This window comes from Pseudomonas maioricensis (assembly GCF_022790535.1).
Classification (GTDB): domain Bacteria; phylum Pseudomonadota; class Gammaproteobacteria; order Pseudomonadales; family Pseudomonadaceae; genus Aquipseudomonas; species Aquipseudomonas maioricensis.
Genome location: NZ_LOHG01000005.1, coordinates 1 through 20,770, shown reverse-complemented (window position 1 = coordinate 20,770; position 20,770 = coordinate 1). Strand labels below are relative to the sequence as shown.

Here is a 20,770-nt window from a genome sequence, read left to right as displayed (position 1 = left end):
CTGGTAGACCGCTTCGCGACCGTCGTAACCTCCGATGGCTCCTACAGGATCCGGATGTGCGATGAGTTTAACGATCGCGGCGTGTTCAGACCCTGGTGGTCAGCTTGTGCATCATGAAACGATGATCAGCCGAGAACAGACGGCGGTAAGTCAGCAATACCGCACACACCGTTCCCAGCGCTGAAGACGCGGCAATCAGAAACATGATCACAATCTGGTAGCGTACGGCTTCGGCGGGGGATTGTCCGGCCAGCACCTGACCGGTCATCATGCCCGGCAAGCTGACAATGCCCACCACACTCATCTGATTCAGGGTCGGGGTCATGCCCGCTCTGACGGCTTGTCGCGCCGCCATTTGGGCGGCCTCCCAGCGCGAGCCGCCCAGTGCGAGGATCATCTCCACAGTGCTTCGCCCTGACGAGAGTTCCTGCATCATGCGTTCAATGCCCAGTGATACACCAGTCAGCGTGTTGCCCAGGATCATGCCCAGAATCGGAATCGCATATTGCGGTTCGTACCAGGGGCGAATCTGGATGACTAGCAGCAAGCCGATAGCGGTCACCAGCCAGGAGCTGCCCCACACCGAAACAGTGCTGTCCACGCGGCGCCCGGCGTAGGTGCGTTTGCCACGGCCGGCCGCAGAAACACCGGCGATGAGCGTCATCAGGCACATCAGCGGCAACACCACATACCAGTAGGCAAATTCGAACACCCAGCCGAGGATGTAGCCGATGGCAAGTAACTGAACCACGGTCCGTATCGAGGCCCAGATCAACTGGCGGCCCAGCCCCAGTTTCAAGCCCAGAGACAACGCGCCGTTGATCAATATCAGGCACGCTGCAATGGCGATATCCGCCGCCGACAAGCTTTGATAATTCATCAGTGATCCATGGCCGTCAGCACACCTGCGTGCATTTCAAGTCGGATGTTGCTCATCCGTTGCGCCTGATCGTGATCATGGGAGACCCATATATAGGCACGCTTGGCTGCGGTGTCATTTGCAAACCACGCATCGACCAATGCCTCCACTTCTCTGGATGATTGAGGGTCCAGCGCGGCAGTGGGTTCGTCCAGCAGCATGACTTCCGGGTCTAGCTGAATAGCGCGAATCAGCGAAACGACCTGGGCCTCACCACCGGAAAGGTCCTCTGCGGTCTTCAATAGAAAGCTTTCTGGTTTGCCAGCCTGGCGCAGAAGCGCTCTGGCTTTCTCAATATCAAAGGTCTGCTGTTTGAAGATATTCAGGCTGTAGGGAAAACGCAGGTTGTCCTCAACCGTGCCATCGACCAGTGCTGGACGTTGCGCAATGTAGCAAACCCGACTGCGGTAAGCAGGGATCTGCGCAGCCACAACAGGATGATTTCGCCAGACCACCTCACCGGAACCGGGCGCATCCAGTAAAGCCAATGTGCGCAAAAAAACACTTTTTCCAGACCCGGACGAGCCGGTTATCACCACTCTGTCGCCGGCGCTCAAGGTGAAATTCACCGGGTGCAGCAGTTGCACAGCGTTGCTCTGATCCATGCGACTGAGCGCGCGGGCTTCGACCAGTTTGGAGTCTTGAATGCTCGGCGGGGTGGGTGACGACAAGTACAGACTCCAAAAGCGCAAGGTTAACGGTGAAGTTTGCTCGCGCCATCAGGGTAAATACAAGAAGCTCCGTTACTTAACGCGGTCCTTGCAGCTTGTAGCCCATGCCATGAACGGTGTGCAGTAACGGCGTATCGAAGGGTTTGTCGATGGTTTTGCGCAGTGTGTACAGGCTGGTGCGCAGGCTGTCGGAATCTGGTGCATTGCTACCCCAGATAGCCTGCTCGAACTCTTTGCGTTTCACCACCATTGGGCTTTTGCGCATCAGTAATTCAAGCAGCAGCCTGTTGGTCGGGTTGAGTTTGAGCAATGTGCCGCCTCGCCTGACCTCCAGCGAATCCAGGTCGTAAGTCAGATCATGGATCTTCAGCACGTTCTTTTTCAGGCCGGTGGAGCGCCATGTCACCGCTTCAACCCGGGCATATAACTCCGAGAGGGCGAAAGGTTTGACGATGTAATCGTCGGCGCCTACGTGGAACCCGGTCAAACGGTCTTCCAGTTGGTCACGGGCAGTCAGCATGAGTACCGGAACGTTCTGTCGTGCATCCTCCCGCAGCTTTCGGCAGAGCAGATTACCGTCCATGCCGGGCAGCATCAGGTCGAGAATGATCGCGTCGAAATTCCCCGTCGTCGCCAGATGCAGCCCTGTGAGGCCATCCAGCGCACCGACGACTTCGCAGCCCTTGAGCGTGAAATACTCTAAGACGTTGGCGAGGATGTCTTTATGGTCTTCGATAACAAGTATGCGCATCGGGCTCACATTATTGTGTGGTCTGCTGGGACTGTCGCTTTTTATCCCCGGCATGACGTCTTTTATTTGTTGGCCAATACGCCGTCTGCAGTGCTGTTGCTGCAACCGGCAAACATATCCAGCGATGGGTCGTAGACGTGAGTATGCACCTTCAGTAAACCCAGCATTGAATGGAACAGGTTGTCCTGGCTCAAGGGCGCATTACGTGTTTGTTGCAAACACGCCGTATCAAGGGCAAATGACTGCTGATAGGTATCCGAAAACCAGACCATCATGGGCACGTGTTTTTGCTGGTCCGGGGCAAGCATGTAAGGCGTGCCGTGCAGGAACAGGTTGTATTCGCCCAGCGACTCACCATGGTCGGAAAGGTAAATCATTGCGGTGTCTACGTTGGCCTGGTTACGGCGCAGGATATCAATCAGGCTCGCCAGTACATGATCGGTGTAGAGCAGGGTATTGTCATAGCCGTTCACGATGCTGTCCCGGCTGCACTTGTCCAGCGCGTTGCTTTCGCAGACGGGGGTAAATTTCTCAAATTCCTTCGGATAGCGTTTGAAGTACTCCGGGCCGTGGCTGCCCATTTGATGCAGTACCAGCACGGTGTCTTTGTCCAGGTGCTCGATGAAGTTCTGCAGCCCCTGCAGCAGAATTTCATCCCTGCACTCACTGTTGGCGCACAGGCCAGGGTCTTTCAGGTTGCTGACATCCTGCAGCGTAACGCGGTCACAGGTACCTTTGCAGCCAGACTGGTTGTCACGCCAGATCACGTCTACTCCGGCACGCTTGAGTACATCCAGCAGACCTTCCTCTGTTTTGGCTGTGGACGCGTCGTAATTCTTGCGGCCCATATTGGAAAACATGCACGGCACCGACACCGCTGTCTCAGTCCCGCAGGAATGAACGTCAGTAAAGGCAATCAACCCTTGCTCGGCTCGCAGCTGCGGCGTTGTATCCCGGTTGTATCCGAGGATGCCGAAGTTCTCGGCGCGGGCACTTTCACCGACGACCAATACGGTTAACGATTTGCGCGGTCGCTCGGTCCAGGCACTGTCCCGGGTGGCATCTTCGCCCACTTTCACGAAGGGTTTTTGTGCGGTAACGACTTGTTCACGCAGGTAGCCAATTGAGGCACCAATGTAATTACTGGGCACGACCATCAAGCGTAACTCGTGGTGGTTGCGAAACAGTGATGACAAGCCTTGATAGTTGAGTAATGCGATGCCGCCAATAGCAGCAGCACAGCCGATACTGACCAGTGTCTTGCTGATGAGCTCGCGGGGCAACGGGCGATAGTTAATGGGTGTCTTCCACAACAGGAACGACGGCAACAGGCCAAGCAGCAAAATGTAAATAAATAGTTTAGGTGAAAGTAAATCCCACACTTCAGTCGCGTTGGTCTCAGCGAAGTTTCGTAACATGCCAGCGTCGATCAGTACCCCATAGCGGCTCATGAAATAAGCAACGCCCGCACTGATCATGAATAAGGCGATCAGCACCGGTTTAAATATTTTACGAAAGGCCAGTAACGTGAGCGTGATGTTGAAAACACCAAACAACATAATACCGAACGCCAGACGCAGCATTGCGTTGTGGTCGGTGATACTCAAAAGGTGCTGCCACAGCGTGCTGTTGAATCCGAGCAACAAGAAGGCGCTGGCGAGCAGCGTCGCCACCTCGGGGCGTATGGGTTTAATTTTAAACATGTGATTCCGCTTCACTCAATTAGGGAGGGCGCTCGGGTGGCTGAGCATGACGTCTCCAATGGCGCAGACTCTAGGCAGCGAATGATCAAATTTTTGTGAAAAACATGCCAATAAAAAGTAGGGTGCTGGTAGAAGTTAATGCTAATTGTTAGCAACTGAACGGTGGCTGAATAACCGTATTTCAGTGCATCGTTTACGACTTATTTTTCACATTGTTTTCACCGCTCTCCCACGTGGCTCACTTTAGGCTGCTGCCCATAGTACGGCGAACTTCAGAACACAGCGCCTGACGTTTGTCAGGGTGGTATTTTTTGCAGGAGCGATGGCGTGAGCACTACCTTGATTAATGAGCAGGTTCTTTCCGGTAAAGCCTCTTTCGCTTCAATGTTCAGCGGCCGTTCAGTAATGGCCATGGCGGTGGCTATTTTGGCCGTGGTATTAATTATCTGGTTTTACAGAACGACACCGGTCGTCGACTTAAGTATCAATAACAACTTTAATAACTCTAACTTGTATGAGCGCTGGACCCGAGGCGATGTTGTGGTCATGGTCCGACACGCAGAACGCTGTGATCGCTCTGGCAACCCATGCCTGGACGGCACTGATGGCATCACGGTCAAAGGCAGTCATTCGGCGCAGGCGGTGGGTGTCGGTTTGCAGCAGATGGGCCTTGAAAACGCCCAGGCCATTGCCAGTCCGCTGACTCGCACTCGTCAGACCGCTGACCTTATTCTGGGCCGAGTCGTGCCAACCCAGAGCTGGGTCAGCGATTGTAATAGTGGTTTCAGAGACTCGGTTCTTGCCCACAAAAAGTCTGCACAGAATCTGGTGCTGATTACCCACAGCGGCTGCATCGATCAGTTCGAACGCAAGATGGGTGTACGCGCCGGGGATCGTTCCAGTGAATACGCCCAGGCGGTGTTCGTGAACGTAGACGGTAAACATGCGCCGAGCATCATCGGTTCAATGGACGCAGCGCAGTGGAAAAACATGACGATTGGGCAGGTGAATTGATGAAGGCCTCAAGTGCCCGTTCCGGTTTCTATTCCCGCTATCTGGGCTTGCCCTTGTTGTTGGCGTTGCTCACCTTTCTGGCGTTTGATCTGACGGATCTCGACCGGCTGTTCAGCAACCTGTTCTACGACCCTGTCGTGGGCGCGTTCCCTATCGGTGAAAGTCATCTCTTTGAAAAGATCACTCACAAGTGGGCGCGAATCATTCCGGACTCGACGGGGGAGCTGGCGATCATCGGTGCATTGCTGTCGTTCGTCTGGCCTTGTGTTGAGCGCTATCGTCACACGCAGCCCGGCCGATTTATCACCCGCTCGCGAGTCGCAAGCCCGCTGAAGCTCCTGCAGCGTCACCGTCTGGATTTCTTTTTCGTCATCGTCGCTTTTGCGCTGAGTACCGGGCTGATTCATTACCTTAAAAGCCACACCAGTATTTATTGTCCGGTGGAAACAACGCTGTATGGCGGGAAAGAGTTACATAAGGAATGGTTCGAGAACTTCACGTTTTGGCGCGAGGCGGGCGCCGGGCGCTGCTGGCCAGGTGGTCACGCCTCCAGCGCGTTCAGCCTGTTCGCGTTGTATTTCGTCGCGCGACGTTATCGCTGGCAGCACTCCAGGCTTTTATTGGCGGGTGTGGTTTTACTGGGCCTCGTCTATGGCACAACGCGGGTTTTGCAGGGCTGGCACTACCTGTCGCATACGTTTTGGGCGGGCATTTTTGTCTGGCTGAGCACGCTCCTCGCGGCGCTGTTTTTCTATGGCCGCTCGGCCTTGCAACAGCCGATCCGCTCCAAAGCAGAGCCTCAACTTGAACCGGCGTTAATCAAACCGGGTGCATCAACACGTAACACGCACTGCCTCTGTCATCCAATAACGGAACCTGTCCATGGCTATTGCACTACCACTTCGCGCATCGCGACCTTTTGATTTTCGACTCGCGTTAGGTATCCCTGTCGTGTTGATGGGGTTGATGTTGCTGCTTGACCCGACCGCGCTGGATTTTTCCATCGCTCAGATGTTTTACGTGCCGGGAGAGGGCTTTATCGGGCGTAAAAGTTACTGGCTGGAGGATATCCTGCACGACCGTGTCAAACAGGCGGTGATTCTCCTGTTCGTTCTATTAACGATTGCCTATCTGGGCAGCTGGTTTTCGTCGAAGCTCACGCAATGGCGTCGCCCACTGGGCTACACGGTGTTGGCCATTGCGTTGACCACGTCAATTGTGACGCCGCTGAAGGTGGTGACTGCCGTGCAATGCCCGTGGAGCCTGAGCGATTTCGGTGGCACGGAGACTTACACGCCATTGCTCAGTCAGCGCCCGGACACCCTCAAACCGGGCCGCTGCTGGCCGGGAGGTCATGCGTCTACCGGGTTTTCGTTGCTGGCGTTGTTCTTTGCCTTGCGTGACCGCCATCAGCGCGGCGCGCGCATCGCCCTTGGGTTCGCGCTCGGGTTAGGGGTGATTTTGTCTGTGGGCCGGATGTTGCAGGGCGCCCATTTCCTTTCCCATAACATCTGGACCCTGCTTTTTGACTGGGTGATCTGTGTGCTCTGCTACCGCTGGATTCTCTATCGTCCACAGGCACAGGCACAGGCACAGGCATCGCTCGACTCTGGCACTGCAGAAGTGGCAGGCGGGAAGGGCTGAATATCATGTGCATGCAAATCCTGGGTAAACGTGGCATTGCTGCATTGGCGGTGTTGCTATCTGTCACTGTGCTGACAGGCTGTGAAAGTACCCGGGAACGGCTACTCGCTCAGGGCTATCCAGCGCCGTATGCCAGCGGCTTTGAAGATGGCTGCGGCAGCGGCAGGCAAGCGGCCGGAGCACTGGGTGAGTTTCGCAAGAACGTGCCTGCTTACCTGGATGATCGTAAGTACGCCACCGGTTGGGATGATGGTTTTCGCCAGTGCCAGGCCAGCACCACCAGCGATTTTCAGCGTCATGTGGGCATCGACAGCCAGGCCGACCGGGACTGGCAGCACAGCAAGGATCAGGCGTGGAGCAAGGCAATCAGGCATTGACGATGCAAGCTTGGGCAGTGCCTTCGTAGCGCTGCCGTTCACCCCTGATCAAAAATCAGTGCAAAGCGCCCGCGCTGACAGCCACGTCTTCCTTCACGTCCAGCGCTGTGACCACCATTTGCCGCAAGGCAGCAGTGACCTGTTCAGCGCTCATGCTTGGCGTTCCGGGAAAACGCGCAGCTTGTTGCGGCAGATAAGGGATGTGCACGAAACCGGCACGGACCATTGACGAATAGTCGCGCAAGAGATGCATCAGGCCATAAAACACGTGATTGCAGACAAACGTTCCCGCGGTCTGCGAGACACTGGCCGGTACGCCGTTCTCGCGCAACGCCAGCAACATCGCTTTGAGCGGCAGGGTGGAGAAGTACGCGGCCGGACCGTGTTCGATCACTGCGCTATCGATCGGTTGCTGACCGGCATTGTCCGGGATTCTCGCGTCATCAAGGTTGATTGCTACGCGTTCGAGCGAGATATCCAGGCGACCACCCGCTTGGCCTACAGCAATGACCAATGACGGGCGTAGCGCCTGCAGCGTCTGCTCCAGCGCCTTCAGTGACAGGTTGAAAACGCAGGGTAATTGCCGACTGACGATGTGATAGCCGGGCACGACTTCGACGCCATCCAGTGCTTTAACCGCTTCCCAGGCCGGGTTGATCGCCTCACCGTCGAAGGGTTCAAAGCCGGTCAACAGAACAGTTTTGCTCACGTGCATTCCTTTATCGGGCAGGTCGGGAAAAGTGTGACTCTATCACCAGAATGTACGGCGCAACACGTGGCCGTTGGACGGGACAGTGTTGTGCCGCAGGGCTGCCTGGCGTCCGGCTCCAGACAGCACGTTACGGGGCAATCGCCTCCCGTTGCAGGAGGCGAGCCTTCAGGTATTACCAGGAATATTTCACGCTGGTCAGAAGGGTGCGACGAAGGCCGGGGTAACACTCATAAGAGTCGTCACAGGTGGCTACGTATTTTTCGTCGAGCAGATTTTGCGCGTTCAGGGAGACGGTGATGTTTTTGTTGATCGGGTAGCTCGCGCCTGCGTCAAACAAGGTGTAGTTGTCGATGTGGTACGTGTTGGCGTTGTCGCCATACAGCACGCCTGTATAACGGGCACCGCCGCCCAGCATCAGACCATTGAGCAGGTTGTCGCGGAAGGTATAACTCAGCCAGGTCGACATCATATGTTTCGGCACGTTGGCCGGACGATTGCCTTCGTCGCCCCGATTGCTCTTGGTAATCTCGGCGTTGGTGTAGGTGTACGCCGCGATCAGGTCCCAGTTCTGATCCAGTTTTGCTTTGATTTCGGCTTCGATGCCCCGCGACTGCTGTTCACCATTGGCCACTGAGAAACCGGTGGTGGCGCCGTTGACCAGTTCGGCGGTCAACACGTTGGTCTTGGTCAGGTCGTAGGCCGCCAGCGTCATCAGGATGGCGTCGCTTGGCTGATATTTCACCCCGACTTCCCACTGGTGCGCCTCGCTGGAATCGAAGCCTCTGCTGCTGCTGTCCAGCCCGGTATTGGGTGCGAACGATTCGGCGTAGCTGACGTACGGCGCGAGGCCGAATTCCGTGACATAGGTCAGACCGAGGCGACCAGTGAACGCGTTGTCCTTCTGGTTGGATGAGCCGTTGATATTGGCATGGTTGTCCAGATCGTTACGCACGTAGTCATAGCGACCGCCTGCAGTGAGAATCCAGTGATCGTCGAACTTGATCTGGTCCTGAATGTAGGCGCCGAGCTGTTCGATGTTCTGGTCGTAATTGATGGAGCCGATGCTGTTGGCTTCCGTTGGACGGGTGACGGGCTGGCCATAAACCGGGTTGTAGATATTCAGGTTCGGCCCCTGAATACGCCACCGCGTAATGTCGGCTTCCTGCCAGGTGTAATCGACACCCATCAGCAGTTTGTGGCTGATTGAGCCTGTGTCGAAATCAGCCTGCAACTGATTGTCCAGGGCAAAGGTGTTCATGTGCTGATCGAAGCGATCTGCACCGCGAACCGTCTCACCAGTGGTGGTGTCGACGCTGAACGGCAGCAGGTTCTGGAAGATCACGTCCACCTGACCGTAGCGTGCGTTCTGGCGAAATTCCCAGGTGTCGTCGAGGCGATGGCGGAATTCGTAGCCGAAGCTGTATTGATCCTGATTCAGGTGGTTGAAGCTGTGATCGCCCATCAGGGTGTTGGTGGTGTGACCGTTCGGCGTGCTGTAGGCAAACAGCGAACCGCCATTGCGGTCCTGCATGAAGTCGCTGAGCAGCGTCAGGCTGGTGTCTTCATTCGGCGCCCAGGTGAAGGACGGCGCGATATACAGGTGGTCATCTTTCAGCTCGTGACCATCGGCGTAATCCACCTGGGTATCGGCATCACGTACCGACCCGACGACGCGATAGAGCAAATGTTGCTCGTCATCCAGCGCACCGCCCAGATCAAACTGGCCCTGACGGCGGTCATTGCTGCCAGCAGCCAACTGCACTTCGTTGACGTGATTGGCTTCAGGCTTTTTGCTGACGCGGTTGATGATGCCGCCCGCGTCGCCCTGACCGAACAGGGTCGAGGAGGGGCCTTTGACGACATCGATACGGTCATAACCGTAAGGGTCGCTGCGGAAAAACGCGTAGCTGTTGTTCTGCTGACGCAAGCCATTGAGGTAGTCGCTGGTGGACTGGCCGTTGAAGCCGCGAATGAACAGCCAGTCAAAACCTTTGGGGTCCAGGCCGTAACCTTCGACTTTTACGCCGGGTACATAGCGCAGCGCCTCGGTCACCGTTTGGGCACCCTGGTCCTGCATCTGCTTGCGGGTCACCACCGAAATGGACTGCGGTACTTCGATGATCGGCGTATCGGTTTTGGTACCGGCGGCGGTGCGGGTAGCCACGTAGCTGTCCATAGGGCCGGCCGCTGATTCGCCAGCCTTGCCGGAAATGTTGGTCGAGTCGAGTTGTACCGTTGAGGCATCGCCGATCACGGGCACCAGCGAATAGCTACCATTGGCGTGAGGCAATGCCTGCAACTTGCTCCCGACCAGCAACTGCCGCAGGCCGGCATCGGTGCTGTAGCGACCCTGCAAGCCTTGCGTGGTTTTACCCCGCGCCGCGCCGGGTTCGAAGGAAACGGTTACGCCCGCGGTTGCGGCAAACTGTTCCAGTGCCGAACTGACCGAGCCAGCGGGAATATTGAATTCGGTTTCGGTGCTGGTCTGAGCCCATGCGGGAGGTGCGACCATCACGGCAGTCGACGTTGCCCCCAGCATCATGCTGAACACTGCAAAGTGAACCGCCCGCGCCAATGCCCTGGGGGGTGTCTGGATTGAGGAGGTATTGATGCGAAGTTTTCCAGTGGTTGGCGTGCGCGGAGACATGCGGGTTCCTTTTTCGTCCTGTTGCGTGATTGCGGCGTCTGTTGCGCCTCTATCTACAAAGTCGAACGAGAACAGGAATCAACAACCCCCTTGGCAGAATTTTTTTCAATGTCGTCCGGCAGTGTCTCCGGAGCCTTCAAACGGGTTCAACGCTCGCCCAGTAGCGACTGAAACGACGAATGCGTACCGGCAGCGTCGTGGTCAGATTTTCCAGGACGGTATCGGTATTGCCGAGGTGAAACGCACCCGAGATGCGCAGCGCCGCAATTGCCGGGTCACACCCCAGGTGGCCGCTTCGGTAACGCTGCAGTTCGGCGATGAAATCCTCCAGCCGCCAATCGTTGACCACCAGCATGCCACGGGTCCAGGCATCGGCCTGCTGGTCGGCCGATTGCAATGGCCCCAGCCTGGCTTCGCTGAAGCTGATTTGCTGGCCAGCGTCCACGCGCACGGCTTCAGTCGAACTGGCGCGGCGCACTTCCACTGCATGCTCCAGCACACAAACCCGGGTCTGGTCGCCTTCCTGGCGGATGATGAAACGGGTACCAAGGGCGCGAATGCTGCCTTCGCGGGTGTGGACGATGAACGGCCGGGCCAGCGTATCTCGTGCGGTTTCGATGAGGATTTCACCGCTAAGCAGGCGCAGTTCACGCAGTTGCGCACTGTAGTGAATGTCTAAGGCAGTGGCGGTGTTCAATTGCAGTTGGCTGCCATCGTCCAGGCGCACACGTCGACGTTCACCCGCCCCGGTGCGTTGGTCAGCCAATAAGTTTGGTAACGGCGTGGTTTGCCATGCCACTCCACCGGCGGCACTTGCGGCCAATAGAAGGGATAGCACTTTGAGCACATCACGGCGTTTAGCTCGTGCACTGTTCAATGTCGGCCGAGCGACACCGGGGGTAACCAGTTCGAATTTTGCCTGCAGTCGCCCCAGTCGTTCCCAGGCCTGCTGATGGCTTGGGTCGCACTCAAGCCAGTGGCGATGAGCTTCACGGGTGGCGTCGTCCAGTTCTTCGCAATTGAGGTCCACGTACCAACGGGCCGCGGCTTCCAGAGTGGCACGATCGGGGGCATGGGCAACGGCCACTCAGCAGTCCTCGACCGACAGCAGGCAATGAGTCAGTGCGCGAGCTGCGTGTTTTTTGACTGTGTTTACCGAAACCTTCAACTGCCGACTGATCTCCACGTAACTCAAACCGTCCAGCTGCGCCATGAGGAAGATCTCGCGAGTGCGGCTACCCAGACCATCGAGCAGACGATCGATTTCCACCAGCGCTTCGATGATCAGCAGTCGGGTTTCGGGGGAAATATCGAGTAGCTCAGGGCGCGCGGCCAGGGTTTCCAGGTACGCCTGCTCAAGCGCGCGACGGCGGAAACTGTCAATCATCAGGCTACGCGCAACGGTACTCAGATAAGCGCGAGGTTCACGCAACTCCGGCCCCTTGCGCTGCGTCAGGACTCGAATGAAGGTGTCCTGAGCGAGGTCCGCCGCATGCTCTACACAACCAATACGCTTGCGGAGCCATGCGCAAAGCCAGCGATGGTGATCCATATACAGCGTATGCACCGCTTGTTGCAGTGACGGGTCGGCAGAGGACATGGCAGGAGGCCTGAAACTGATTAATTGGTAATGACTCTCATTTTCATAGTTGTAACCAGGTTTGGCAAGCCTGGCCTGCATTGACGTGTCCAACAGCCTCTTCACAGCGCCGCACCTGCGAAGGCAAAACACGGTGGCGCAGGGGCTGTGGCCGGACATTGGTCGGAAAAAACCTTTAAAAAAGTGGCATCATGCCGATATCAAAACATGTGACCAGCTCTGATGTGCCCCTCTGGAATGGGCTTCCTGGCCTGGGATTCGCCTGAGGTTTGTTCGTTATGCCGTTGATTGAAAGCTCCGACCTGATGTATCGCCAACTGATACAGAGCGTGGTTGATTACGCGATTTACATGCTGACCCCAGAGGGGATCGTGGCCAACTGGAATCCCGGTGCGGAGCGGGCCAAGGGTTACAAGGCGCATGAAATTGTCGGTCGTCATTTTTCTGCGTTCTACAGCCAGGAGGACCGCGACGCGGGCCTGCCTGAAAAAGGCTTGATGACCGCCAGAACGACAGGGCAGTTCGAGACTCAGGGCTGGCGGCTACGCAAGGATGGAACTTCCCTTTGGGCGCATGTGGTCATTGATGCCATACGTGACGAGTCCGGGGATCTGATTGGCTTTGCCAAAATCACTCGCGATTGCACCGAGCAACAGGCTGCGTTGCTTGCGCAACAGGAACAAGAGCGCCGTTTTCGTCTGCTTGTGCAGGGCGTGACTGACTACGCCATTTACATGCTCGACCCGCAAGGGCATGTGGTGAACTGGAACACCGGGGCGCAGCGCGCAAAAGGTTATCTGGCCGAAGAAATCATTGGTCAGCATTTCTCGGTTTTCTACACCCCTCAGGATCGCGTGCAAGGGCTGCCCCAGCAAGGACTGGACACAGCGCTGCGCGACGGGCGCTTTGAGGCCGAAGGCATTCGTCAGCGCAAAGACGGTTCGCTGTTCTGGACAAACGTGGTGATTGACGCCATCTACGACGATCAAGACGGCCAACTGATCGGTTTTGCCAAGATCACCCGGGACATCAGTGAGCGTCGCCGTCAGGCACTGGAGTTGATTCAGGCCAAAGAGCTGGCAGAACAATATAGCCATGAGATGGCGTCTCTTTCCGGTTTCCTTGATTCGGTAATCTCGAATATTCCTGCCAGTGTGATCGCGCAGGATCTCGCGACCAAGAAGATCCTGTTGGCCAATCAACAGGCCGAACGCCTTTTCGGCGGTCGACGTGCCAGCATGGTGGGGCTCGGGCTGAATGAGGGGCTGCAACCTGCTGTCGCCGACTACATGGAGCATCAGCTGGAGCGGGGTTTGCGTCACCCGGGTGTTCAACTGGCTGAGACACAGGTTACGACGGCCACCGGGGAGCGAACGCTGAGAAGTCGTACGCTGCTGTGCAAAAACGTCGACGGCCAGCCGGGCTATGTATTGTTTGTTGCCGAGGACGTCACCGAGGAGCTTGCCGCTCAGGCGCAGATCCATCACATGGCGCATCACGATGGTCTCACCGGGCTGCCTAACCGGACTTTGTTCAACGAGCGTCTGAGCCAGGCGCTGGACCGCGACCATCAAGTAGGCCGGACGACCGCCGTCCTGTGTCTGGATCTGGACAACTTCAAAAACATCAATGATGCGTTGGGCCATGCGTTCGGCGACAAGCTGCTGCTTGCCCTGGGTAAGCGTTTGCGCCGTGAGTTGCGCGACGAGGACACGCTGGCGCGCCTGGGCGGTGATGAGTTTGCGATTGTGTTGTCGGCAATCGACAACCTGGATGCCGCACGCATTACCGCGCAAAGACTGATCAACACCATCACCACGCCTTTTTCAATCGAAGGCCACGGTCTTTCTGTGGGTGTCAGTATTGGTATTTCCGTGGCGCCGGATGACCACAACAGCGCGCAACAACTGTTGGGATATGCCGACATGGCGCTCTATGAGGCCAAGCGTAACGGGCGCAATCGCCTGGAGTGTTTCCGCCACGAACTCGATGAAGCTGCGCGCAGTCGTCGCCTCATCGAAACCGACCTGCGCACGGCGCTGCAGTTGGGCCAGCTGCAATTGCACTACCAGCCCATCATCGATACTCAGGATGGGCATATCTCCGGCTACGAAGCATTGATGCGTTGGGAACATCCGGTTAAAGGCATGATCATGCCGCTGGACTTTATTTCCATTGCCGAAGAAACGGGATTGATTCATGAGGTCGGCCACCTTGCGCTTGACCTCGCGTGCCGGGAAGCCGTGAGTTGGGGGACAGAGCAGACCGTGGCGGTCAATCTGTCGCCGACGCAGTTTAAAAAGGCCGGGCTGGTCGATACCGTTGCTCAGGTACTAGCAGAGTCTGGTCTTGCGCCTGAGCGTCTGGAACTGGAGATCACCGAGTCAGTACTGCTGGACGATACCGAGGCGAATATCCGCACGTTGCGGGAGCTGAAAGCGTTGGGGGTCGCTATTTCTCTGGATGACTTCGGTACGGGGTATTCGTCGCTGGGTTATTTGCGCTCGTTCCCTTTTGATCGCATCAAGATCGACAAGTCATTCATTCGCGACATGGGCAAAAGCCAGGAAGCCTTGTCGATCATCAGGGCGATTACCGGTATGAGCAACAGCCTGTCGATCAAGACCACTGCCGAAGGCGTGGAAACCCGTGAACAACAGCTGCAACTGGAAGCAGAAGGTTGCTCACATTTTCAGGGCTTCCTGTTTGGCCACCCGGTGTCTGCCACCGAGCGGCTCAAGGAGCTGCGTCGCGACGATGCGGCTCAGTGCATGATTTCCACTGAGCCCGCTGGCAATGGCTCGGAATCGCCATAACGTTTGCTGGTCACCCGACTGATCACCAGCGCACACAGGGCGAGGAAGCCGCCGACGAATCCGACCCAGGCCGAACCCAGGTGATGCACCACGATACTGCCAAGCAGCGCACCGGCACCGATGCCGACGTTGTAGATGGCCGAGTGCATCGCGGACGCTACGTCGGTGGCGTCCGGTGCCAGCTGGATCACTTGCGACTGCATCAGAATCCCGAAGCACAACATCGCAAGCCCCCACAGCGCAAAGACCACGACCAATGTGTAAATGCTCCATGAAGCCCAGAGCATCAAGGTCAGGCAGATGCACAGCGAACCAATGGCCATGACGGTCAGGTGGTTGGCGAATCGGGTGTACAGCGTGTTGAAGAAAATCGACCCCATCAAACCGGCCAGCCCGAACAACAAGAGCATCCAGGTGGTGGTCTGTTCGCTAAAGCCCGCGACCGATTGCACGAAGGTTTCAATGTAGGTGTAGGCCGTGAAGTTGGCCGTAACCACCAGCGCAGTGACGCAATACAGCGAAACCAGTGCAGGTCGCTTGAACAGAATGGGCAGGCTCTTCAGGCTGCCGCTGTTTTGGCTCGGCAGCAGCGGCAGCTTCTTGGTCAGCAGAATCCAGATCAGGGCAGCGACGGCGGCGATGGTCACAAACGTTGCGCGCCAACCCATGCTTTCGCCCAGCACCCGGCCGATGGGAATCCCCAGAACCATCGCCAACGAAGCGCCCATCGCCAGCAGACTGAGTGCCCGTGCACGGTTGCCACCTGGTGCCAGGCGAACTGCAAGCGATGCAGTCACTGACCAGAACACCGCATGCGCCAGGGCGATACCGATCCGGCTAATGACCACCATGGTGAAATTGGGGGCCAGGCTCAGCACGATGTGGCTTACGATCAGGGTGCCAATGGCAACCTTTAGCAATAGCCGTCGCTCGACGTTACGCGTCAGCAGCATCATCGGCAGCGACATGAGCGACACCGTCCAGGCGTAAACCGTGAGCATCGGGCCCACTTGGGCGGCCGTCATGTCGAAGCTGCTGCCAATGGCGTAAAGCAGGCCCACCGGGGCGAACTCGGTGGTTATGAAGATGAAAGCCGCTACTGCCAGTGCGCCTACACTGATCCAGCTGGCCTGTTGCGCGTCGGCAGGCGTACTCATGAATCCTCGCAAATAGTCTTGGCGAATGCCCCTGAAACCGGGCAGCCGCCGTGTGTGTCTGAGCCAGTCGGCGTCATAAAGCCTGCAAGCTCCTGCGATTAGAGCAGCAGGCCAGTAGCGTTTACAGCTCTTTTTTCATGTGTTTTTCAATCTCTTCCAGCGACTTGCCCTTGGTTTCCGGCAGGCAGAAGAACACGAACAGCAAAGAGCCGACATTGATTACTGCAAAGACGAAGAATGTCGGGTTGCCCAATGTGTCCAGCGCTATCGGGAACAGGAACGCCACTGTTGCGTTGAACAGCCACTGCATGGACACCGCTGTGCCGGTCAACAAACCGCGGATTTGCGCCGGAAACAGTTCAGACATGAGCAGCCAGTAAACCGGTGCAATACACATCTGCATGAACAGCAGGAACAGCAGAATGCAGGCGAGGGCGGCGTAGCTCTGGGTCAGGTCCTGCGGCATGAACTGCAGCACGCAACCCAGCGCTATCTGGGCGAGAACTACCGTGACCAGCCCCGTCATCAGCAAATGGCGGCGGCCATATCGGCCAATCGCCCAAATGCCGAGCAGGGTCGCGATTACGGACACCACCCCGTTACCGATGGTGGCTGTCAATGCTGCGTTGGTGCCCATACCCGTGGTTTTGAGAATGATCGGGGTGTAGTACATGAAGGCATTCACGCCGGTGAACTGAGCGGTGAAGCCCAGGCCAATACCGATCAGCAGCAACTTGATCACCCAACCCTGGCGCAGCAGCTCGGAGATAGGCGGGCGCTTGCGGGCATGTTCCTTCTGGGCCTTCATTTCCTCGACTTCGCGCTTCGCTTCCTCTGGCGTGTCACGCAGCTTTTCCAACACGTCTTGAGCATCGTCAAAACGACCTTTGGCAGCCAGCCAATGTGGCGAAGGCGGAACAAAGAAGGTACCAATCAATAGCAACAGGCCGGGAATCATCGCGATAGCCAGCATGTAGCGCCAGATGTGCGAAGAACTCAGCAAGGCAGCCATCAGGGCACTTAGCACATAGGCCAGCAACTGACCGCTGACGATCATCAGCTCATTACGGCTGACCAGACGACCACGTTTTTTTGGACCAGCGATTTCCGCTATGAACACCGGTACCGTGGCCGATCCGCCACCTACTGCGATGCCCAACAGGAAACGCGCCGCGACCATGAACGGAATCGAAGGGGCGATTGCAGTACCCAATGCACCGGCAATGAATAGCAGCGATAGCACTCGCAGGGTGACGCGTCGTCCATAACGGTCTGACAGGTAACCACTGCCCAACGATCCGAAGGCGGCGCCGACAATCAGCGAAGACGTGATCAGCCCCTCAGTGAAGGCGTTCAATCCGAGCCCACCCTGATCCAGAGGCAGTGTCATGAACGGCAACGCACCGGCAATAATGCCCGTGTCATACCCGAAGGCGAGGGCGCCCATGGTGGCGACAAGCACGGAGATGAATATCATCCTGCGGGGTGACATACGTTGCCCGTCGTTATCGTTGCGCGCGGAGGCGGTCGTAGTGTTTGAGGACATGAACTGCAAATCCTTGATTGAACGGTTAGGCGGCCGGGAAGGTGAGCGGAGATATTCCGACGGTGCCGTCGGTGCACGAGGCAAAGCCTTGCCAGGCCGCTGGCTTGAAGGCTTAGGGGATGTCAGACCGGGCTAGTTCCGTAAAAACTGGAAACATATTCAATGAAAGGTTAATCGATTCAGCGGGTGGGATTTGCGCGAGTGGCGCTACGCCCCTAGTGACCTGCCGGGCGGCGTTCCGCTTCAGCCGGGAGATGGCTGATCGATTCGCGGCAAATCTTTCAGCATAAATGACGCCCTCCGGCTAAAGCGGAACGCCGCCCGGCCGGTCCTCCGACATCAACAATGTGCCTGGGACCGCATCATCCGCGAATACGCGCCATCGTCAGCGCATCGGTGAACTGCCCGTCACGAATCGCGTAATCACGGAGTAATCCCTCGGTCTCGAACCCCAGCTTTTCATAGAGGATTACCGCTGCCTGATTGTCCGCATAGACAGTCAACTCGACCCGGCGCAGTTTCATCCAGTTGTCGGCGATATCCAGCAGTGCGGTTAAAAGTTGTTTACCGATACCCTGACCCTGCCAATCCTGGGCGACGGCCATGCCAATGGCACCGCAATGGCTGCGGCGGATGCGGGAAAACTGCTCAAGAGAGCCTTGACCGACGACGGCCCCTTCATGGAGCGCTATAAGGCTGACCAGTCGTTCATTGCTACTGTCCAGTCGTTTGCGCCAGATATCAGCGGACTGAAAAGGCATTTGCAGGACTTGCCTGGCGACTGCGGGGACGTTGTACAGCGCTGCAACGCCCTCGGCGTGCGCTTCAGTAAAGCGTTCGAGGACGATGGCAGAAGACGGGGCGCGCATTGGCATTCATTCCTTAAGTGCGGTTGCGGCCCGTCAGTATACGGCAGCCTTGTGTCACAGGGCTTGCACTGAGAACTGGCACGCGAATCATGCCAGCGCGGTCAGGGTATTGGCCCGTTACTCAGAAGCTGTAATCCGCGGTCACGAAAAACGACCGTGGCTGGCCCATCAGCCATTGTTGGCCGCTGTTGTACTGTGCTGCTGCATAACGCCGGTCCAGCAGGTTATTCAACTGCAGGCCCAGACGCACATCCGGCACCACATTCCAGCCCAGGTTTGCGTCCACTACGCTGTAGCCAGGTACTTTGGTGGTATTGGCCGTATCGGCATAGCGGGCGTCGACATAGCGCAGGCCCATGCCTGCATCCAGGTCTTGAGTCAGCGCCTTGCCCAACCACAGATTGGCGCTGCGACGAGGCACGTCGGTAGGACGGTTGCCTGCCCGGGAGACCAGTTGACCGCCAGCGGTTTCATTGAATTCGTCATATTTGGCACGCACTACCGAGGCATTGGCTGATACATGCCAGCCCTGGCTTAACGCCAGTTCCAGCGAGGCCTCCAGGCCGTCCGAGGATTGCTGGCCGACCTGCTGCGCCAAACGCGTCACAGGGTCAGTGGTGAGCATTTTCTTTTTGACGATGTGGTAAGCCGCCAGCGTCCACTCCCCGCGACCTTCCCAGAACTGCTGCTTGAGGCCGAACTCAGTCTGTCTGGCTTCAGTCAGGTCCATTTGCTGCTGGGTCGGATTAAGGCTTATCAGATTGTTGACGCCGTCTTCGCTGGTCGAATACTGGCCATACAACGACAGCTGATCTGTCACCGCGAAAACCAGTCCGGCGCGCCAATTGCCGCCGGTGAGGCTCCGATCGCTGCGCGTATTGGCGCGCAAGTCGTTACGGTCGATATGATTTTGATCGCGCCGTATACCGGTCACTAGAGACCAGCGCTCGGACAACTGCAACCGGTTCTCTGCAAACAGTGCGAAGGTACGTGTCGTACTGTCGCTCAGAGGCTGGGTGGGCGACTGACTCTCAAAGTAGCCGTTGGCCGGGTTCCATGGATCGACGTAGTCTCCACCAACATCGGTATACGGCGAGTTGTTATCGACGCCAAAGCGGATTTTGTTGTACTCGGCACCGACTACCGTTCTGCTGTTAAGCCCGAAGAGCGAATGATCGAAGGTGAAGCTCTGGCGATCGCCAATCTGCTCCTGATTGTGTTTGATCTCCAGATAGTCTCCGCGCAAAAGCTGGCCTTGCGCGTTACTCCAGCTATAGGTCTCGGCGTTGCGCCAGTGACGACGGCTCTTGATGTAGTAAAGCTGGTTGCTGGCGCTTACGTTGTCGGTTATCTGCCAGTCGGTATTGAGTCGGGTCCACTCATCGTTGTAGCGCTGCACGGCGTTTTGCAGGTTGTAATTTTTGTTCCGCAGACTGTCGCGATAATGGCCGTCGATCAGCGGCGTGCCGAAGTAGCTCATCGGTTCGCTGTCGCCACGCTCATGGGCAAAGGTGAAGCTCAGGTTGTCAGCTGCCTGCCAGCGCAGGGCGGCGCTGAGGGCCAGGCTTCTGGAGTTGCCGTTATCCACCCAGCCGTTGCTTTGCTCCTGGTTCAGGGTCAGGCGATAGCTCAGTGTGTCGCTCAGCGAGCCGCCGCTGTCCAGCCCCAACTGCTGGCGGTCATCGGACCCATAGCCCAGGCGCAGCGTGTTGCGAACATCTCCTTCAAGTGGCTTCTTGGGGATCACATTGATCACGGCGCCTGTCGCGCCTTCGCCATACAGCACCGAGGCAGGGCCGCGAATAACGTCGATGCGCTCTACCATCCACGGGTCGACCGGGAAGGTCTGGGTGCCAGCCCCGGTATACAGCCGCGAGCCATCGAACAACGTCATCACTGAAGAATGTCCGGCGAAACCGCGTGCTGAAAGCGCCGTGTTGCCATCACCCGGCGTAGCGATGCTGGTGATGCCTGGCGAGCGGCTGACGGCGTCCTGCACAGAAAGGTTATTACGGTTGTGGATGGCGGACTCACCCAGACTGCTCAGGCTGGCCGGGTTTTCAAGCGCGCTGAGATTCAACCGGGAACCGGCGGGCAGGGCAGTGGCCAGGCTGGTTTCGCCGTTGTCTGCGGTATCGCTGATTGCCGTTGACGGCAGGGCGATCACAGTGTCGTCAGCGGCAAAGGCCGCAGGCGAAATGGCGAAGCAAGGGAGCAGCGTGATGCGCAGCGATTGACTCGCCAGGGTTTGAAACAGGAAGTTGCGGGACATACGATTCCAGCCAATGAGGAATGAATGGATCCCGGGGGAATAACGCATGAGGAATCGCGGGCGCAAAAGCCC

General features: G+C 57.2%; 17 protein-coding genes. 5 read left to right on the top strand and 12 right to left on the bottom strand.

Annotated elements, in window-relative coordinates:
• Positions 1–85 precede the first annotated feature (85 nt).
• The 4 genes from AUC61_RS09550 to AUC61_RS09535 form a co-directional block, all read right to left on the bottom strand.
• Positions 86–880: an ABC transporter permease gene (locus AUC61_RS09550; RefSeq protein ID WP_243245683.1), complete on the bottom strand. Its 795-nt coding sequence runs from the start codon at positions 878–880 to the stop codon at positions 86–88.
• Positions 880–1,524: an ABC transporter ATP-binding protein gene (locus AUC61_RS09545; protein WP_243246043.1), complete on the bottom strand. Its 645-nt coding sequence runs from the start codon at positions 1,522–1,524 to the stop codon at positions 880–882. Before AUC61_RS09545 ends, AUC61_RS09550 begins: the two co-directional genes overlap by 1 nt.
• A gap of 142 nt (positions 1,525–1,666) precedes the next feature.
• On the bottom strand, positions 1,667–2,341 hold the full coding sequence (locus tag AUC61_RS09540; RefSeq protein ID WP_243245682.1) for a response regulator transcription factor: 675 nt from the start codon (positions 2,339–2,341) through the stop codon (positions 1,667–1,669).
• A gap of 62 nt (positions 2,342–2,403) precedes the next feature.
• Positions 2,404–4,044, bottom strand: a complete 1,641-nt coding sequence (locus AUC61_RS09535; RefSeq protein WP_243245681.1) for a phosphoethanolamine transferase — start codon at positions 4,042–4,044, stop codon at positions 2,404–2,406.
• Positions 4,045–4,371: 327 nt separating this feature from the next.
• Between AUC61_RS09535 and pmrG the strand changes: the two genes are divergently transcribed.
• From pmrG to AUC61_RS09515, 4 genes are read left to right on the top strand one after another with little or no spacing between them, the layout of a single operon-like run.
• Positions 4,372–5,058 carry a lipopolysaccharide core heptose(II)-phosphate phosphatase PmrG gene (gene pmrG / locus AUC61_RS09530; RefSeq protein WP_243245680.1) on the top strand — a complete coding sequence of 229 codons (687 nt, stop codon included), beginning with the start codon at positions 4,372–4,374 and terminating at the stop codon, positions 5,056–5,058.
• Positions 5,058–5,981 carry a phosphatase PAP2 family protein gene (locus AUC61_RS09525; RefSeq protein ID WP_243245679.1) on the top strand — a complete coding sequence of 308 codons (924 nt, stop codon included), beginning with the start codon at positions 5,058–5,060 and terminating at the stop codon, positions 5,979–5,981. The genes pmrG and AUC61_RS09525 overlap by 1 nt, the downstream gene beginning before the upstream one ends.
• Positions 5,941–6,702: a phosphatase PAP2 family protein gene (locus AUC61_RS09520; protein WP_243245678.1), complete on the top strand. Its 762-nt coding sequence runs from the start codon at positions 5,941–5,943 to the stop codon at positions 6,700–6,702. Before AUC61_RS09525 ends, AUC61_RS09520 begins: the two co-directional genes overlap by 41 nt.
• An 11-nt stretch (positions 6,703–6,713) precedes the next feature.
• A complete protein-coding gene (locus AUC61_RS09515; RefSeq protein ID WP_243246041.1) occupies positions 6,714–7,079 on the top strand; it encodes a hypothetical protein in 366 nt (121 codons plus the stop codon).
• Positions 7,080–7,134: 55 nt separating this feature from the next.
• On the opposite strand, the gene pcp is transcribed toward AUC61_RS09515, so the two are convergent.
• The 4 genes from pcp to AUC61_RS09495 all read right to left on the bottom strand — a co-directional run bounded on the left by pcp (position 7,135) and on the right by AUC61_RS09495 (position 12,038).
• Entirely contained in the window at positions 7,135–7,788 is a 654-nt protein-coding gene (gene pcp / locus AUC61_RS09510) for a pyroglutamyl-peptidase I (protein WP_422765174.1), read from the bottom strand.
• A gap of 175 nt (positions 7,789–7,963) precedes the next feature.
• Positions 7,964–10,333: a TonB-dependent siderophore receptor gene (locus AUC61_RS09505; protein WP_243246040.1), complete on the bottom strand. Its 2,370-nt coding sequence runs from the start codon at positions 10,331–10,333 to the stop codon at positions 7,964–7,966.
• Positions 10,334–10,574: 241 nt separating this feature from the next.
• Positions 10,575–11,525 (bottom strand): FecR domain-containing protein, encoded by a 951-nt coding sequence (locus tag AUC61_RS09500; protein WP_243245676.1) that lies wholly within the window; start codon positions 11,523–11,525, stop codon positions 10,575–10,577.
• Entirely contained in the window at positions 11,526–12,038 is a 513-nt protein-coding gene (locus tag AUC61_RS09495) for a sigma-70 family RNA polymerase sigma factor (protein WP_243245675.1), read from the bottom strand.
• Positions 12,039–12,316: 278 nt separating this feature from the next.
• Here AUC61_RS09495 and AUC61_RS09490 point away from each other — a divergent pair, with 278 nt between their 5' ends.
• Entirely contained in the window at positions 12,317–14,854 is a 2,538-nt protein-coding gene (locus tag AUC61_RS09490; protein ID WP_243245674.1) for a sensor domain-containing protein, read from the top strand.
• On the opposite strand, the gene AUC61_RS09485 is transcribed toward AUC61_RS09490, so the two are convergent.
• The 4 genes from AUC61_RS09485 to AUC61_RS09470 form a co-directional block, all read right to left on the bottom strand.
• The gene (locus AUC61_RS09485) at positions 14,803–16,011 is read right to left on the bottom strand and encodes a sugar transporter (RefSeq protein WP_243245673.1); all 1,209 of its coding nucleotides are present in this window, start codon (positions 16,009–16,011) and stop codon (positions 14,803–14,805) included. The two genes, AUC61_RS09490 and AUC61_RS09485, sit on opposite strands and share 52 nt — an antisense overlap.
• Before the next feature lie 121 nt (positions 16,012–16,132).
• The gene (locus tag AUC61_RS09480; protein ID WP_279290983.1) at positions 16,133–17,566 is read right to left on the bottom strand and encodes a sugar porter family MFS transporter; all 1,434 of its coding nucleotides are present in this window, start codon (positions 17,564–17,566) and stop codon (positions 16,133–16,135) included.
• 353 nt (positions 17,567–17,919) lie between these two features.
• A complete protein-coding gene (locus AUC61_RS09475; RefSeq protein ID WP_243245671.1) occupies positions 17,920–18,432 on the bottom strand; it encodes a GNAT family N-acetyltransferase in 513 nt (170 codons plus the stop codon).
• 115 nt (positions 18,433–18,547) lie between these two features.
• Positions 18,548–20,746: a TonB-dependent receptor gene (locus tag AUC61_RS09470; protein ID WP_243246038.1), complete on the bottom strand. Its 2,199-nt coding sequence runs from the start codon at positions 20,744–20,746 to the stop codon at positions 18,548–18,550.
• Between the last annotated feature and the right edge of the window lie 24 nt (positions 20,747–20,770).

What these genes read in the sequence shown, in the direction of transcription:
- AUC61_RS09550 (WP_243245683.1), bottom strand. Translation starts at nt 880, where the DNA reads ATGAATTATCAAAGCTTGTCGGCGGCGGATATCGCCATTGCAGCGTGC.
- AUC61_RS09545 (WP_243246043.1), bottom strand. Translation starts at nt 1,524, where the DNA reads ATGGATCAGAGCAACGCTGTGCAACTGCTGCACCCGGTGAATTTCACC.
- AUC61_RS09540 (WP_243245682.1), bottom strand. Translation starts at nt 2,341, where the DNA reads ATGCGCATACTTGTTATCGAAGACCATAAAGACATCCTCGCCAACGTC.
- AUC61_RS09535 (WP_243245681.1), bottom strand. Translation starts at nt 4,044, where the DNA reads ATGTTTAAAATTAAACCCATACGCCCCGAGGTGGCGACGCTGCTCGCC.
- AUC61_RS09525 (WP_243245679.1), top strand. Translation starts at nt 5,058, where the DNA reads ATGAAGGCCTCAAGTGCCCGTTCCGGTTTCTATTCCCGCTATCTGGGC.
- AUC61_RS09520 (WP_243245678.1), top strand. Translation starts at nt 5,941, where the DNA reads ATGGCTATTGCACTACCACTTCGCGCATCGCGACCTTTTGATTTTCGA.
- AUC61_RS09515 (WP_243246041.1), top strand. Translation starts at nt 6,714, where the DNA reads ATGCAAATCCTGGGTAAACGTGGCATTGCTGCATTGGCGGTGTTGCTA.
- AUC61_RS09505 (WP_243246040.1), bottom strand. Translation starts at nt 10,333, where the DNA reads ATGATGCTGGGGGCAACGTCGACTGCCGTGATGGTCGCACCTCCCGCA.
- AUC61_RS09495 (WP_243245675.1), bottom strand. Translation starts at nt 12,038, where the DNA reads ATGTCCTCTGCCGACCCGTCACTGCAACAAGCGGTGCATACGCTGTAT.
- AUC61_RS09490 (WP_243245674.1), top strand. Translation starts at nt 12,317, where the DNA reads ATGCCGTTGATTGAAAGCTCCGACCTGATGTATCGCCAACTGATACAG.
- AUC61_RS09485 (WP_243245673.1), bottom strand. Translation starts at nt 16,011, where the DNA reads ATGAGTACGCCTGCCGACGCGCAACAGGCCAGCTGGATCAGTGTAGGC.
- AUC61_RS09475 (WP_243245671.1), bottom strand. Translation starts at nt 18,432, where the DNA reads ATGCCAATGCGCGCCCCGTCTTCTGCCATCGTCCTCGAACGCTTTACT.
- AUC61_RS09470 (WP_243246038.1), bottom strand. Translation starts at nt 20,746, where the DNA reads ATGCGTTATTCCCCCGGGATCCATTCATTCCTCATTGGCTGGAATCGT.